This window comes from Lyngbya sp. PCC 8106 (assembly GCF_000169095.1).
Taxonomy (GTDB): domain Bacteria; phylum Cyanobacteriota; class Cyanobacteriia; order Cyanobacteriales; family Microcoleaceae; genus Capilliphycus.
This window is the reverse complement of record NZ_AAVU01000044.1, coordinates 14787-31062: the sequence shown is the minus strand read 5'-3', so window position 1 is coordinate 31062 and position 16276 is coordinate 14787. Positions and strand designations below refer to the sequence as shown.

The window sequence follows — 16276 nt, the reverse complement described above, 5'->3', positions numbered from 1 at the left end:
ATTATTTTCGCAGTCGATAGCCCACACTTCTAACCGTCTCAATTAAATTTCTGTTAAGCTTTTTGCGGAGATATCCTATGTATACATCGACAATATTAGAGCTTGAATCATAATCGTAGCCCCAAACATAATTGAGAATTTGGTCTCGACTCAAAACTTGATCGGGATGGCGCATCAAGGTATCTAGAAGAATAAATTCATAGTTTGATAACTCAACTCTGCGATCGCCCACCATAACAGTACGCGATCGGATATCAAGGGTAATATTACCCACTTTCAAAAACCTTTCGGCCTTCGGTTCGGGTGTACTCGGCTGTCGCAATTGCAAGCGTATCCGAGCCAGCAATTCTTCAAAGCTAAAAGGCTTAGTTACATAGTCATTGGCTCCCCCTTCTAACCCACTGACTTTATCCCCGACTTCATCCCGGGCCGTCAAAATAATAATGGGTATTTCTTCTCCCTGACCGCGTAATTCTTCGAGAACTTCTGTTCCTTCTATACCCGGCAGACCCAGATCGAGAATTAGGAGGTTATATTGTTCGTGGCGAACTTGATTTAGCGCTTCGTAGCCATCCTCTGCTATTGTCGTGATAAAGCCATTATCTCGCAGTTTTTTATCCAGAAAGGCAGCGATGTGGGGTTCATCTTCGGCAATCAGAATTCGTTTCACTTTTAGTGTCTCCTCCAATAAATTAGACGGGAATAACAATCGTGAAAGTAGCTCCAATACCCACTTGACTTTCTAATTCGACCCAACCTTGATGAGCAGAAGCAATTGCTTTAACAATCGCCAATCCTAAACCCAAACCTTCAGAGCGACGGCCATTGACATCTCGCTCAAAACGCTCGAATATCTTTTTCTGGTGGGCAGTATCAATTCCTTCTCCGGTATCTCGCACCCACAAAGAGAATTTGCCTTTGCTTATAGTCGCTCCCACGGTAATCACATCATCCTCGCTTGTGTACTTGGTGGCATTGTGAGCTAGATTGAGAAAGGCTTGAGTGAGGCGCTGTGGGTCAGCAATAATGCGACCTGTACCTTTAACTTCCAGACACCAATTTCTCTTGGCTAGGGTCGTCGCCTTGGTATACAATTCCTCGGTCAAAGAGCCAATTTCGACAATTTCGCAATTTAAAAAATCGGGTCGCTCGGCTTTTGCTAACAGCAGAAGATCATTGACTAAGCGATTCATCCGATTCAACTCATCTTTGAGCAATTTTACGATTTTCTTCTGCTCCTGAGAATCGGTTGTGAGTTGTTCTAAATGGCAATCAATGATTGTAATTGGGGTTCGCAGTTCGTGGCTAGCATCATTAATTAAGGCTTGCTGGCTCGTAAAAGCCGCCTCAAGGCGATCCATCATTTTGTTGAAGGTCATGGCTACTTCTGCCATTTCTCCAGTGCCTTTTATTGGGATTCTTTGGCTCAGATCTGACTCACTAATCGCTAGGGCTGTCGTTGAGAGCGATCGCAATGGAGCCAATATTTTCCCCGATGCTATCCATGCCAAAATTAAAGCCCAAAAAAGAACAATGAACAAGACTTTAATAACAATAATTTCTGATTCTATTATTTCTTGCCGTTCGCCAGCCGTGGTATGCAGCACCACAAATAAACCTCGTATTTGCCCTTCAGCAATAACGGGTCTAGTTAGATACATAATATCCCCAATATTGGGATCAGAAGTTTTATATCTGTTCCGTTCACTTTTGTTCAGTTGCAGGAAATAACCCATCAGTTCCGAATTCTGCCATACCGTTTCGGGCAATGCTCTGGGACTGGAACGGAAAAATTTACCATCAAGTATAGTGATCAAAAATGTATCGTCTTCAGGAATTCTAACGGACAAGAAATGTTTAAAAAATTTGGGAAGATTTTCCTGGGTTAGACCTTCTTCTGTTATCTTTTGTTCGTCTATTAATGTATCAAAGGCTTTCAATTCTTCTACTAATTCTTCCTCTACTCTAGTATTGACTTGCCGCCAAATCAGTATAGAAAAAATAGGGACTGATAGGCCGATAAAGACAGCCATCACAACCAAATACCAGAGAAAAATGTAAGTTCGGGTTTCCCAGAATATTCTCCGAACTTGAAAAAAAGGGTTGGCTTTTACTCGTTTAGTTGTTAAGCTTTTAATTGTTAAGCTTTTCATGGTCTCAGGCCCGATCTTACAATTTGACTTGGACTTGGGATAAAGGGCATTATAAACCGGATGTGTACTTAGATATTAACATCAAGTTAAATTGATTGGATATATCTCAATCGTATTTTTACTGAAGCTTTACAAAAGCTTTACAAAAGCTTTAAATTTTCACCCCGATCTGTCAATCTATCTTTACATTAGGGGGGTTTATGTAAAGAATCTGTAAATTGAAGCCTGGGGAATGGGGTCTGGGGAGTTTTGAGAAAGCGGGTTTTTCGGGGTTACAGGCTGATGTTACGGCACTAAAAACCCCCATATGTGGCGGATGGGGGTGTGAACCATATAGAGTTTTTCAGGAAGGGAAAAAGGGGTTGTTGATACACTGATTATTGTTAACGGTTTCCCAACTCCAAACACCCAAAAGTCATTTAAGGTGAGAGTCTCCAAACCTTAACCGTATCGTCAAAACTCCCACTGACTAAGGTATTATCAACGGGTGAAAATTCCACATCCACCCAAGATTTATGACCTTTGAGGGTTCCCATCAGTCCGCCTGTTTCAATTTGCCACAATTTAACCGTTCCGGCAAAATCCCCACTAGCAAGGGTTTGACCATCCGGACTAAAAGACAAAGACTGAACTTTATCCCCATGACCGATGAGGGTACGTTCCGGTAAACTGCTAAAATACTCAGACTGTAAGCGATTTAAGTCCCAAAGTTTGATACTGTGATCCCAACTGCCCGTGGCTAAGGTACGACCATCCGGAGTAATTGCGACAGACCAAATGGCTTCTGGATGTCCTTTAATGTTGCGAAGTAAATGACCTGTCCGCCAGTTCCAAATCTCAATTGTCCCGTCACTGCCCCCACTCACTAAAGTTTGACGATCCGGACTAAAGACAATCGACTGCACATCTTCAGCATAACCTTTGAGTTGACCGATTTCTTCACTGGTTTCAACATCCCATAACCGCAAGGTTTGGTCACGACTCACACTGGCAACCGTTTGTCCATCGGGACTAAAAGCAACCCCATACACCCAGGCTTTGTGACCGTAGAGCATTTTGATTAATTTACCACTCCACAAATCCCAAACTTTGAGGGTATTGTCACCACTCCCACTCACCAACAAACGACCATTCGGGCTAATGGCTAAAGCACCAACCGGCCCAGAATGACCAGAAAGGGTATACAAGACATCACCCGTATGAATATCTAGGACTTTAATACTGCCATCCGTTGTGCCACTGGCGACGAGTTGACCGTTGGGACTGACGGCGATCGCCCAGACTGGACTAAAACTTCGCATCAAGGTGCGGACTGCCGGAGTATTTTTCAGTTGCGGGGGGATGCGTTTGATCTCTGGAGGGAAAGCGCGAGTCTCGGGTACACGATAAACGGGTTCAGGAGACTGGGAAGACATCCGCGAGACGTTGGAGGGGATAGAACTCAAGATTAAAGAAGCGATCGCCACCACTGCCCCTCCCCAGGCTGTCAGCATCAATTTTTGTTGAGCCGATAGGGTATTAAGTGCGAGAACTTGGCCAGTTTTCAAGTCCTGCATCACCTCTGTTACTGACTGATAACGTTTAGCTGGATGACGCTGAACCAACTTATCGAGTATCCGGCCCAAGCGTCCACTGACGGGATATTTGAGATAATCTCGCCAGACCCAAGTATCGGATTTGACATCATACAAATCAAAAGGAGAAACCTGAGTCATCAAGTGTAAGCAAGTCACCCCTAAGCTGTAGAGATCGCTATTCGGACTGGCTTGTTGATGCAGTTGTTCGGGGGCAGAATATTCGGCTGAACCTTGATGATTGTCGTCAAAGATCAGAGTGTCTTCTGGATAAATGGCGCTGGCGAGATCAACCAATGCGATTTCCGGTTCGTCATCAGTCTGGTGGCTATCCAAGTCAGACGGAGAACGACGAATCAGATTTTCGGGTTTAATATCGGCGTGAACGACATTATTTTCGTGAATAAATTCTAACGTCGGTAAAACATCATTGAGCAACTGCCAAATTTGAGTTTCTCGAAAGATGCCATGATGGTCAAGTTCACATCCCAGGTTGCCACCCGAAATATACTCATGTACAAAATACTGATAATCATCTTGTTGAAAAGATGCCCACAACTCGGGAACAGCGATATGTTTTCCTAATCGTTCTAACTCTGATGCTGAAACCGGATTGAGAGGAACCAGTCTGAGGTTAACTGCATCACCATCGCCCGAGGCAGAAGGGGAGTGATCGCGATGTCGGAATTGTTTGATCACACAGCGAGATTTGGACGGTTGATCTTCATCGACTGCCAAAAACGTTCTACTGGTAATACTTTGACCCAAGACTTTAATGATGCGGTAGCGATCTTTAAGCCTTAAACTGAACCCACAACTCTGGCATAAGCTATGGTGAGCGGAATTTTGGGGATGTTTGCAGTTGGGATTAATGCAGTAACTCATAACTGGCAAGTCGTTAAGTCTGTCTATACTATCTTGACATCCCCACACCCTCCTCAACAGTATAGATGTGAAGATTGATCCCAGGCAGAATCCGTTTAGTGTTTTGCTACCCCTTTAATCAATTGTCCAGTGGGAAGATTGAGTCGATAACACGGGTTCAGCCTTGGAATTTGGAAAGTTCCAAGCTTTTAACGGTAGGGGTTTTTCCCTGACAATCGGTTGAAATTTCCGAATTTTAACTTCTTCTGCGATTATATCACGGGAAAATCGGAGGGTAGAGCCGAGGCTACCCATTTCAATCGTTAAAATAAGAAGGTCACTTAATGATTTGTACTGACCCACTTCTCCAATGGCTTTAATTCGCATCCCTCAATCTTGGGAACTTCCCGAGCGGTTGATCACTCCTGAATCAACTTTTCTCAATCGTCGTCGTTTTCTAAAAAGTCTAATTGGGGCAAGCTTAGGTGCAACGACTCTACCCCTAGCGGGTTGCAATCGCACTCCTGCTATCTCCACTCAACCGGGATTAGATCAACTGACTCCCTATTCTAATTTATCTCAAAATCCCCAGTTTTCTGATGTCGGGCAGGTAACTAGCTCAGAATTTGCCACTCAATATAATAACTATTATGAGTTTGGAGGGTCTAAATCAATTTGGAAAGCGGCTCAAGCTTTACCGACCGAAAATTGGCAAGTTGAAGTGACAGGACTGGTTAAAAATCCCCAAACTTATGACCTTGATGACATCCAAAAAAAGTTTCCCTTTGAGGAACGAATTTATCGTTTTCGGTGTGTAGAAGCCTGGGCGATGGTTGTGCCTTGGGTGGGGTTTCCCATGCGGTTACTTTTAGAAGATGTTGAACCGACATCTGACGCGAAATTTGTGCGGTTTAGTTCATTTTATGACCCGAAAATTACCACAGGCCCCGGTTTTTGGGCGGTCAATTATCCTTGGCCTTATGCAGAAGGATTAAGAATTGAAGAAATGGCAAATGACCTCGCTTTTTTTGCGACCGGAATTTATGGGAAAACTTTACCCAAACAAAATGGCGCACCTTTGCGGATGGTGATTCCCTGGAAGTATGGATTTAAAGGGGCTAAATCGATTGTCAAAATCGAATTTCTAGACAAACAACCTGCTACTTTTTGGAATACATTAGCTCCGAATGAATATGGGTTTGTAGCCAATGTAAACCCCAATGTTCCTCATCCGAGATGGTCACAAGCCACGGAACGAATTGTTAGCAATGCTCCGAGTTTTACTTGGGAAGAACAACCGACCCTTTTATACAATGGTTATGAAGAATATGTGGGCGAGCTTTATACTTAGAAACATCAGAGAATCTAATCGTTAAAACTCGAAAAATCATTCGTTTTTCAGAAAAGAAAGGAAGATTAGGATAAGATTATCCGATAATTCCCTTTCTTTTTTTTATTTAATGGAAATATCAATCTAGACAACTGACCCTAGCAATTACCATTCTATAGCACTACGCAAATTGGTTAGGACATTTCTAAATTCTGAAACCCTCTCAGGCGTGTGCATTCCTTGGCGGCTTACAAAGCCGCAGGGTCACACCGCTTTCATAGTCTGCTGATCCGGTGTTCCCTCTCTTGGTGCGCGTTACGCAGAGCGGATTGAGAATCGCGCCTAGTCGCACCGCTGTTCCCTATTCCCGATTCAAGTAGCGCTATACTGAGATTCCACCAGAGGTTGGAGACAAGATTGATCAGAGAATGTTATTTTGAGCCGTTGGTATTGGGAATTATGCCTTAATTTTCTGACTTTAATAAGTATTAGTCTTGAGACTTTATTGAATAACTTTTATTGGGTAGAAACCGTAATTTTTTTCTTGAATACTTCCACTTTATCAGGATTTTCTCGTTTGTTTTTCTCGGAAACTGCATCAGTCTCAGACTGAAAAATATCTACTTTTGTTAAAGCAGTTGAAGTATCCACTAAAACATAAATTTCGACATCCATCTTCTAAACTCCTGAATATTGGGCTAGGTTCATTTTCTCGGCTTATTTGTGCTTTTCGGGATGATTGATCAAAATTAGTTTTTCAACCCGCTTTTTACCGCATTTACAAGCATTTTGGCAATCGTTTCACTTCCGGTTTTATCCAAAGTATCAGACAAGCGAGGCGGGCTTAACGGGTGTTGCAGGAATTCCCAATTACTTTCAAAAAATTGTGCAGAGGTTAAAATTTGATGATAGCTATAATTTTGTAATCCTGTTAATAAAAGTTCGGCTTCTGCAAACCCATCTCTCGACAACGTTACAATTGGAATATTTAACCGCATCGCTTCAGAATAGGTACTAAACCCGGGTTTAGAAACGACTCGTCCACAGATTGGCATAAAATCAACGGGACGAATATGGGTATAATCTACTGCTCTTTTGACTTGTTGTTTTTGAGTTTGAACTGAGATTAAATTGGGAAGTTTAGGAGCATTTTTATCAAAGGTTATAAAGGTGAAATCGGGTAAGTTATTTAGGTTTTCATAGGGAATTTTAGCTAAACTCAATCCGCCAAAGGTGAGGAGGATTGTTTTTTCAGGGGTGCTGTTAATTTGAAAATCTTCTTTGAGTTGATCCAAATCATAACGCGGATTTCCTCCGGTTAAACCGACATCAGTAATATGGGGAAAAGCACTCATGTCTTCGTAAAGGGGAAGTCTAAACAAACCCTCACATTGACTAAAACAATCCCCAACCCAATCGGCAATTTCAATAAATTCTCCACCCCAATCTCGATAGATAAAATCCCAACCAAAGTTACTCATCATATAACAAGGAATTCCAGCTATTTTAGCAATAGAAGCCGCTAACGGGGGAATATCAGCAAAGACTAAATCAACTCGATTTTGACGGATAAAGTTAACTTCTCCGGCGATAATTGAGTTTTGGTTTTTGCGAATTTCCTGTAACTTTTCTAAGGTGGCGGCTTTATCCATCGTTAAACTATCGGACTGAATTACACCCACATCAAATGCCCGAGGACGCAAGATAAAGTCACCTTCGATATAGGATTCTAACAACCAACGAGGGGCGGTTGTGACGAGAATTAACAGGCTATCAGGACACAGTTGTTGAATTTGGGCGGCGACAGAAGCGGCGCGAACTGCATGACCAAATCCATGATTGGTAATCGCGATATAAAAGGTGGGTCTAGACATGAATTGACTCGGTTGGATACCGACCTCTATTATAGTCTGTAGGGTGCATCAGATTTTGAAGTTAATGATATATACAATCAATTTGGGTCTGATGCACCCTACCAATAAGTAACTATAGTTTTGTGGAGTGAATTACTTTTGGGTGAGTTGGATGTTAATGTTGTTTTAAAATAACGATAATTACAACTAAAATATTGACAAAATATTGATTGTATTTCTTTTATAAAATGAACTCTGTAAAATTACGGATGTTGGCAATAAAATTAATACTCCAATCTTTTTTAAAGATCGGTAATTTTACCCTGGCTTTTCTAATTTTTTCAGTTTCAGCTTAATATAGAGGGTTAAAAGTGCTAATTAGGATATTGGATTCTAATGATTAACTCTGAAAAAAATTACACTCTCATTTTGGAGGAGATAACTGGATCATGTTCTTTATTTTTGACCTAATCAAATGGTTCTGGGAATTGTGGGATAAGCTGCCCGAGAAAACAAAGCGACAAATTATCGAAACAACTGTTCAAACATTTGCAGAGTTGCTTCGTGTTTTTTATAGATCTTGGACAAATACAAAGTAAAAAAGTAAAAAAGTAAAAAAGAGGATAAGTAATGAGCAGTTTAAAAGAGTTTATGGACGAGGCTAAGAAGTTACCTGATCAAGCTTTAGCAAATTCTAATATCTCGCTCTCAGCTATTCAAAGTTCTCTCCAGTCAGCGGTTCGTGTTCAATTAGCACCATTTTTTCTAACACCGTTTTCATGTTCACAGGACAAAGCAGAGAAGTTTTCAGAAGATGTATCTAATTTAGTTTCAGATAAAGCGTTTATCTCAAAATTTAGTGATTCTATTGGTGAACCATTAGAAAATGAAACTGAGGATGAATTTGTAGAGCGTAGTAGCAATATTTTGAGAAAAATGTTGTACCAAAAATTTGGTATTAAGGATTAGTCAAACCTGTAGGGTGCATCAGATCAAAGATTATTTTTCCTATTATTAACTTTAAAAATCTGATGCACCCTACAAAAAAACCTGATTTCTCTTGTGAAGAAACCAGGCAGTTTTGTGATATAATATCAATCGAAAACTTAAGGCGCTAACGCATGACCTCTTAACAGACTTCCAAGAGTTTTAGCGGTAATCTTCATCTGAACTAAAGGGTTAGCCGGAACAACCGTTTTGTACAGATAACTGTCAAACGTCATCTTCTGAACATCAAGATCAGAACACATTTCGACAAACGCTTCACGAGTTGCATCAGTCCGGTAGAAGACTCGTTGCAAAATATCCAACACCAAGTAAGTCATACCATACTGTTTATCCCAACGTTTGAGATAAATTTTCAGGTCATCTTCGGTGGGAATTTTAGCACCATTGTTCGACATTTCGACAATCGTTTCCGCACACATCCTCGCCGACTTAGCCGCGAAGTAAATACCTTCTCCGGAAGACTTCGTAACGGTTCCGGCTGCATCTCCCACTAACGCCACCCGACCGACAACTCGACGAGGACGGGGATGCTCGGGGATAGGATGGGCTTCTACTTTAATAATCTTACCACCCTCGATGCGATGAGCAGCACGGGCGCGAATTCCAGCTTGTAACTGTTTGATCATCGCCTGGTTCACCTTCATGGTTCCAGTCCCAACTGCGACGTGATCATATTTGGGGAATACCCAAGCATAGAAGTCGGGAGAAACGTCATTTCCAACGTACATTTCAGCCCGGTCTTGATAATAAGCCATTTTCTCATCAGAGATGCGAATTCGTTCTTGGAAAGCGATCGCATAGTTGTAATCGCCTGCATCAATTGCTTTGGCAATCCGAGAATTCGCCCCATCTGCACCGATGACTAAATCAACTTTTAAAGTCTTGGCTGTACCCCGACTATTTCCTTCCGAATGATCGGTATAGTGGAGGGTATAAGCTTCATTTTTCTTGGTCGGAATATCAAGTTTATAAACCGTACCATTAATTAGGTTTGCTCCTAATTTTGCTGCCCGATCTCGCATAAAACCATCGAGAACTTCCCGACGGCACATCCCAATATATTCGTTTTCGTTTATCAGATTAATATCAACTTCGCGGTTAGATGGAGAAATCATTTTCATTTTTCTTACCCGCCGATCAATAATTTCCGGAGGTAAGTCAAACTCACTCACCATACACAGAGGAATGGCACCGCCACAGGGTTTGGCGTTATCGAGTTTGCGTTCAAATAAGTAGGTTTCTATTCCAGCTTTAACTAATGTTTCAGCGGCCGAAGACCCAGCGGGGCCAGAACCGACAACAGCAACCCGTAGCGTCACAGGTTTTCTCCTATCTCTCTCATTGTTATCAGGTCAGATGGTATCACGGATAAAGGAACCACGGACGCTGAATTTTTAGAGTTGTGATACATTGCAATAGTGCTTAACACTGCGTAATATTTCTCGCTACATTTGGTAAACATTGGAAATTCGGCGATCGCTTTCGGTAGTTTAATTACACCAGCATTTGACAAGTTTTAACCGACATGGTAAGTTCTATAATGGGAAAATATGTCCGCCTATTAGGTCTGAGTTTAGGTGTTGATTTCGCGATCACTTCGATTTCTCCCTACCAAAAGTATTGATCACCTTACAAGGGTTTTGCTTGCGCCCATCGCGTCCCATACCACTAATTACTGACAACTGTAAAACTGGTCACTGTAAATGCGATCGCCCGGAATTTCTATCGGAAATCCCTTGACAAAATTTCTTATTAATGCTATATTTTTATCATGGGAAAATGTGCGCGCCTATAAACCCCAATTTTGAGGGGTGATTAGAAATCAAACGGATGTTACTTCTGGCGATCGCAATTTCCGACGGAATTTCCCTGAGAAGATTAATCTTGAAAAAACTTCACCGCAGCGTTCCCAGACATTAACGCCGTTTCGATATTGTCATTTCCCCCACACCAGTCTCCGCAACAAACTAAGGGTGAAGGAATAGTTGTGGTTAAACAAGAAACCGATAAAGATTTCCGACAAAAGGCGTAACGCCAGCGATGAACTTGCATCCATTCAGCATTTCCCAAAGACAAAGAATCAGATACCGATTTTAACAACAATTCCCCAACGGGTTGTAAGTCGGTTGTATCAAGATAATATTCTGCAAATTTAGCCGAACTTTGAATCACCAAAACAGGGTGTTGGGGGTTGAGTCGTTTACTGCTATCTAATCCCACCCAAGCTAGAATTTCATCTTCGGGAAACGTTATCGCTTTTTCGGGGAAGTTTTTAAGGGTTAACTCGTTTTCAGGATATCCAGCCATCGCCGTAATACAAGGATCATATTCGACAGAACGGACTTGTTCTACGAAGTTAGCCGGAAGTTCAGCAGTTAGCGATTCTAACAATAATAACGCTTGTGGTGCAGGAATCGCCAAAATAACGGCTTTGGCTTCGACTTCTTGGGGTTTTTCGGTTGCGGTGGGGTGAGTTGTTTCCAAACTCAGATACCAAGTTTTATTCTCAGTTGGGGTTAATCTTTGTACTCGACGGTTAAACCAGATATCCAAACCCACAGCCAGTTCTTTCCCGACAGAATTCATTCCCGAGGGTGCAATATAACAAGATTGAGGTTGTAGAGATTGAAGTTGATTCTCTTTAAACCCATAGATTTTATCTGTCCACAGTTCTAAAACATTTGTGGCTGTTAACTGTTTGATTAAATTTTGAGTGTGTTCTCCGGTTGCTGCTAAATACCGCACACCATGATCAACACAAATATCTGAAACTCGACGAGTTGCACAACGCCCACCCACTCCGCGAGATTTTTCTAACACAATCACAGAATAACCCGCTTGTTTTAAGTCTTGGGCGGCTATTAACCCTGCAAACCCAGCGCCAATGATTGCGATATCAAAAACAGTTGTCATTTTGAGTTTCACCCTGAATCATGAGAATATCTTCAACCTCAACCCTAGACATAAGCAATCAAATTCCCACAAATAATCACAACAACCCAGAGTAGAAGTGAAACCATCGCAATCAATTGTACCCTCCCAGGCGGTTTGATATTACGGTTCCATTGTAGAACAGAAGGATAACACTTCCAATGAAAAATCATCGCATTGATGCCAGTTCCTAAAATCAAGATCAATTTTAACCGAAAAAAGGGATTCAAAGCGATCGCAGGCGCATCCGTTGCAAATAGCAAAAAACCCGACAGAACCCCAACCCCAAAACCCGCATAAGACAGAGGTAAAAGATACTGTGCTAGATCTGTTACCAATAAATGACGAGCAATTCCCAACAATCTCAAATCAAACAGCGCCACAGACCCCACTAACAAGGTTATCCCTAAAATATGCACGGCTTCGATCATCGGATAAGTCCAAACCCATTGGTTAATCAACTCCACCAATGCACTATTTTTCAACTGGACTAACCACTCGGTCTCTATTGCTAATTCCATCAACGCAATTCGACTGTTTTTTCACCGATAATAATTCGTTCTGCTCTAAGTTCACGACTCTCAGAACGATGAGGATACCCCACTAATTCTACCGTTTCTCCCACTTTGAGATCGCTTTGGGGTAATCCCCGATTCTGCATTCGAGACGGTGGAGCGAGTACCGCCCGCCAAACTTGATTATTAGCTGTTTCCACTTCAATCACAACATGGGGATTTTCAGAACCTATACTCCGAATTGTTCCGGTTAGATTTAAGGTTTCCTGTTGATTATATTCGCTCCAACCATGATGAGCAAATGCTTTATGAGAAGCAACAAAAGAGATCATTGTCGTCAATGTTGCCCCCATCAAGAATGTGATTATGAGTGGTCTGAGTTTGCGATATTGCATTGAATTAATCTCCTCTCAAAAACGAGAATTTTGAACTAAGTTTATTGCCATTTTCCCTTTTCTTCGAGTAAAACAGTTTCCCCTTGTAAAATTCTCAGGTGTCCTTCTGGAGAGAGAATATACTTGTATTCTCCATTCTCAAAAATATACCCTACAAACCGAGAAGGTGTTACCCCATCCGCACCTGTTGTATGATAAGTTCTCCCCATCAACTCCAGAGAACTTCCCGTTTTTCTATCCGTCCCAATATAGCGAATATGATCACAAATAACCACACCTTCGGGACATAATTTTTCAATCTCAATTCTAAAGTTCGGAGTGATTAACACTCGACTTTGAGCAAGTCCAGGTAATCCCCAACTCCAAACTAAAACAGTTAGCAAAATTTGCCACAATCGAGAACGGGGAATAAATAGATTAACAGTTCGGGATAAAGACATAATCTTTACGATAACTCAGAATTGTTCGATAATTGCACCGTGACAATTTTCCAGGGAGAAATTTGAGGAAAGCTGGGAGATTCTATCGGTTGTTCCAAGAGGTTAACCGAATGAGCAATATCCAGTCCGAATTGATTGTCTAATTTTAACTCAGTTTTCTCACCCATACTCTCATAAAATCTTAAAATCCATGCTTGGGAATTATGTTCGGCTTGTTTGAATGCCATCAAGATTAAGGAGTCGCTGGGGACGTTCAGAAAACTATTTGAATCTAAAGCTTGTTCTGAAAATTGACAACTTTCTCGAGAAGGAACTCTGACCTGTAACGGTTGGTTCAACTCATAACCCCGATGGGTAACTTTCGCCGCTTTCCAATCTCCCACATGAGGATAAATCGCATAAGTAAAGTGATGGATTCCTAAATCTGCTTTCGGGTCAGGCCAGGTCGAACCGCGTAATAAAGTTAATCGAATTTGATTGGGTTGAATATCATAGCCATACTTACAGTCATTTAATAGACTCACGCCATAATTCTCATCCCCTAAATCTACCCAATGGAGTGCCGGAATTTCCCATTTAGCTTTCTCGCTTTCAGTCTGGGGTTGGGTCGGACGTTTGATCACTCCACAGGGGATTTCACAATAAGCAAAATCAACGGGAACAGTTAACGGAAATGCCGCTTTTACTAATACATGACGTTCCTGCCAATTTACCCGAGTCTCAATTTTTAAGACGGGAGAATTAGCTTCTAAAACATAATCTTGAATAAATTCTGATGTTCGCCAAACTCTTACGACTTGTAAGCGCCATTGAATATCCCCACATTCTTGCCAAGATATTGATTGTAATTGAGGGGGTCCTAACAGATGTTGATTGTAGTTTGGATCAATATTCCACCCGTCCCAATACTGACCCGAATCTTCAAAAAAATGTAAGTGGTTCCCGCCTATTTCTGAGAGAACTTCTCGCTGGTTTTTTTTATCCCAAATTTGGCTAATATTTCCCGTCTCAGAGGCGATTTCCACCTTTAGAAATTCGTTTTCTAATACCCAAGTTTGAGGAGAATTAACATTAAGATTGACAGAATTTTGTATCAGTGGTATACTTGTGTTAAAGTTAGCGAAAGCGTCTGTCTGTATAGGGGTATTTTCCGCTTCAGAGAACGAAGTTTCAATAGTTTCAGCCATTTTTCGCCCCAACCAAAACAACCGAAAACCCACCGACGGCACATCAGTCGCTAAAAACCGCAATTTTCCCCGACAGACTTGAACCTGTAAAGCCTTTCCAGAAGCATCATACAGCCGCCAAGCCTCGGGAGAAGATAGAGGAAGTTCTACCCCCTGAGAACAAGACCAATTGAGACTATTCCAAACCAAAACCGGTTGAAAATCCGGTTGCGGAGGAGGAGAGAGAGGGATAAAAGCAGCGATCGCCGTCAATGCCATTTCCCGAAGCTGTGTGGCAGTGTTGTCAGCGTCTTGCCAAGCTTGATTGGCATCTTCGTAAACTTCAGGAATAGCCGAACCGGGAAGGATATCGTGAAATTGGTTAAATAAGACTTGCTTCCAAGCCGCTTCTAATTCAGCTTTTGGATAAACCGCAGTGGTCAGTAAAGTAGCGATCGCAGACCACAACTCCGCTTGATAGAGCAAATGTTCACAGCGACGGTTCCAGCGCTTTTGATCAGCGTGAGTCGTGTAACAGCCCCGATGAAACTCCAAATACAACTCATCAGACCAAACAGGAAGTTCCCCACACTGTTGAGAAATCTCCGATAAATAATCCACTGCCCGAGAAAACCCCAATTCAGGAAAAAAGGGTGAACTCTGGCATCGCCCAGCCACTTCTAACATATCCCGAGTCGGCCCTCCCCCATGATCACCCACTCCAGGCAACCAAAGAGCAGTTTTCAATCCGGTTTGAGTTTCCCATTCGGCTGTATAAGTCGCCATTTTTACCGGGTCAATTCCTTCTCCAATGGGGGCAGACATATAACTAATGATTTCGGTGCCATCGGGAGATTGCCAGTTAAATAAACTATAGGGAAATTGAGTCGTATCATTCCATCGCAGTTTTTGCGTCACAAAATAGTTAATTCCCGCTTGTTTCAACAATTGGGGAAGTTGCCAACAAAACCCAAAACTATCAGGAAGCCAAGCAATAGGAGAGAGTTGACCGAATTTTTCTTGGGTATAGAGTTGACCGTAGAGGAGTTGGCGAACAATAGATTCTCCACTGATGATATTAAGTTCAGGTTCAACCCATAACCCCGCAGCAATTTCCCACTGTTGGGTTTGAACTTGGTGTTGAATTTGAGAAAACAAATCGGGATGATGGGTTTCTATCCAAGCGTATAAGGCGGGAGAAGAATGGGTGAAGATTAAGTTAGGGAAATCTTGTTGCAGGGATAAAACAGATTTAAAGGTATTTTCGGCGGCTTTCCAGGTTTCAGCAACAGGCCACAACCAAGCGAGATCTAAATGTGCGTGTCCGAGTAAGGCAATTTTTGAATCAAAGTTGGGAAGGTTTGTAGAAATATAATCAATTAGGGTTTGTCGGAGGGCAATGAGAGAGTTGTCGAATTTTTGGGGAAATTCAGGTAAGGCTAACCAGTCTATTTTGTTGAGGAGGGTGGTTAAAAAGTTGAGATGTTCTTGTCGTTGATTTCTATAAGATGGGGTTTGGGTGATAGCAATTAAAAATACTTCTAATTCATCCGCGAGAAAACCGGGGTCAACTCGATCTGCTGCTAAGGTTTCATAAACACAAATAGACTGAACTAATCCTCCGTCATCATGTTTCGGACTAACTAATCGTAAACGAACCGTAAATTGATCTCCGGGTTGAACAGACTCCGATAACAAAACTCGGGTTGAACAATCAAATAAGTCTCCCGCTTGTCTGAATTGATCATTAACATAAATCTGTACATCTTCAGCCCACCATCTTAAAACTAACCGCAAACTTAAATCCGTTAACGGAAAATTGTTTAAAGTTGTCGGAACAATAATATTTTGGATTAACTCAACATTCTGTTGACGCGGCCAAGCAACGTGTCGGCGAGCATTTAACTCCACCCGAGAAACTATCCCCTCAGATAGAAAATTATTCCAACAGGGTTGTACATCCACCCGCGTTAACTGACGCAGGCGCTCGAGGGTGAGTGAAATTTGAGATAAAGATACTCCAGATGCGGTCATTATTCGTTAAAAT

The 16276-nt window shown here is 41.9% G+C and carries 14 protein-coding genes; 2 read left to right on the top strand and 12 right to left on the bottom strand.

The genetic code is table 11. The annotated features are described in order from the left end of the window. Position 1 precedes the first annotated feature (1 nt). The 4 genes from L8106_RS23445 to L8106_RS23430 all read right to left on the bottom strand — a co-directional run bounded on the left by L8106_RS23445 (position 2) and on the right by L8106_RS23430 (position 4978). On the bottom strand, positions 2–670 hold the full coding sequence (locus tag L8106_RS23445; protein ID WP_009786969.1) for a response regulator transcription factor: 669 nt from the start codon (positions 668–670) through the stop codon (positions 2–4). 22 nt (positions 671–692) lie between these two features. Further along, on the bottom strand, positions 693–2153 hold the full coding sequence (locus L8106_RS23440; RefSeq protein ID WP_009786968.1) for a cell wall metabolism sensor histidine kinase WalK: 1461 nt from the start codon (positions 2151–2153) through the stop codon (positions 693–695). A 419-nt stretch (positions 2154–2572) separates the two neighbouring features. Then, positions 2573–4612, bottom strand: a complete 2040-nt coding sequence (locus L8106_RS23435; RefSeq protein WP_039897056.1) for a serine/threonine-protein kinase — start codon at positions 4610–4612, stop codon at positions 2573–2575. 114 nt (positions 4613–4726) lie between these two features. Then, positions 4727–4978: a hypothetical protein gene (locus L8106_RS23430; RefSeq protein ID WP_009786966.1), complete on the bottom strand. Its 252-nt coding sequence runs from the start codon at positions 4976–4978 to the stop codon at positions 4727–4729. Here L8106_RS23430 and msrP point away from each other — a divergent pair. Further along, positions 4962–5942, top strand: a complete 981-nt coding sequence (gene msrP, locus L8106_RS23425) for a protein-methionine-sulfoxide reductase catalytic subunit MsrP (protein ID WP_009786965.1) — start codon at positions 4962–4964, stop codon at positions 5940–5942. The genes L8106_RS23430 and msrP overlap by 17 nt on opposite strands. A gap of 495 nt (positions 5943–6437) precedes the next feature. Here msrP and L8106_RS32525 read toward each other — a convergent pair whose 3' ends face one another. Both L8106_RS32525 and L8106_RS23420 read right to left on the bottom strand, forming a co-directional pair. Next, complete coding sequence (locus tag L8106_RS32525) at positions 6438–6596, bottom strand: hypothetical protein (protein WP_009786964.1); 159 nt, start codon at positions 6594–6596, stop codon at positions 6438–6440. A 74-nt stretch (positions 6597–6670) separates the two neighbouring features. Next, entirely contained in the window at positions 6671–7795 is a 1125-nt protein-coding gene (locus tag L8106_RS23420; protein ID WP_009786963.1) for a hypothetical protein, read from the bottom strand. Between the two features lie 609 nt (positions 7796–8404). Here L8106_RS23420 and L8106_RS23415 point away from each other — a divergent pair. Next, positions 8405–8743 (top strand): hypothetical protein, encoded by a 339-nt coding sequence (locus L8106_RS23415; RefSeq protein WP_009786961.1) that lies wholly within the window; start codon positions 8405–8407, stop codon positions 8741–8743. A gap of 137 nt (positions 8744–8880) precedes the next feature. On the opposite strand, the gene chlP is transcribed toward L8106_RS23415, so the two are convergent. The 6 genes from chlP to L8106_RS23385 all read right to left on the bottom strand — a co-directional run bounded on the left by chlP (position 8881) and on the right by L8106_RS23385 (position 16263). After that, entirely contained in the window at positions 8881–10101 is a 1221-nt protein-coding gene (gene chlP / locus L8106_RS23410) for a geranylgeranyl reductase (RefSeq protein WP_009786960.1), read from the bottom strand. A gap of 559 nt (positions 10102–10660) precedes the next feature. Then, entirely contained in the window at positions 10661–11695 is a 1035-nt protein-coding gene (locus L8106_RS23405) for an NAD(P)/FAD-dependent oxidoreductase (RefSeq protein ID WP_009786959.1), read from the bottom strand. A gap of 44 nt (positions 11696–11739) precedes the next feature. Beyond that, complete coding sequence (locus tag L8106_RS23400; RefSeq protein WP_009786958.1) at positions 11740–12234, bottom strand: hypothetical protein; 495 nt, start codon at positions 12232–12234, stop codon at positions 11740–11742. Then, the gene (locus L8106_RS23395; protein WP_009786957.1) at positions 12234–12623 is read right to left on the bottom strand and encodes a DUF6152 family protein; all 390 of its coding nucleotides are present in this window, start codon (positions 12621–12623) and stop codon (positions 12234–12236) included. The genes L8106_RS23400 and L8106_RS23395 overlap by 1 nt, the downstream gene beginning before the upstream one ends. A 41-nt stretch (positions 12624–12664) precedes the next feature. After that, on the bottom strand, positions 12665–13063 hold the full coding sequence (locus L8106_RS23390) for a hypothetical protein (protein WP_009786956.1): 399 nt from the start codon (positions 13061–13063) through the stop codon (positions 12665–12667). 5 nt (positions 13064–13068) lie between these two features. Continuing rightward, a complete protein-coding gene (locus tag L8106_RS23385) occupies positions 13069–16263 on the bottom strand; it encodes an alpha-mannosidase (protein ID WP_009786955.1) in 3195 nt (1064 codons plus the stop codon). Between the last annotated feature and the right edge of the window lie 13 nt (positions 16264–16276).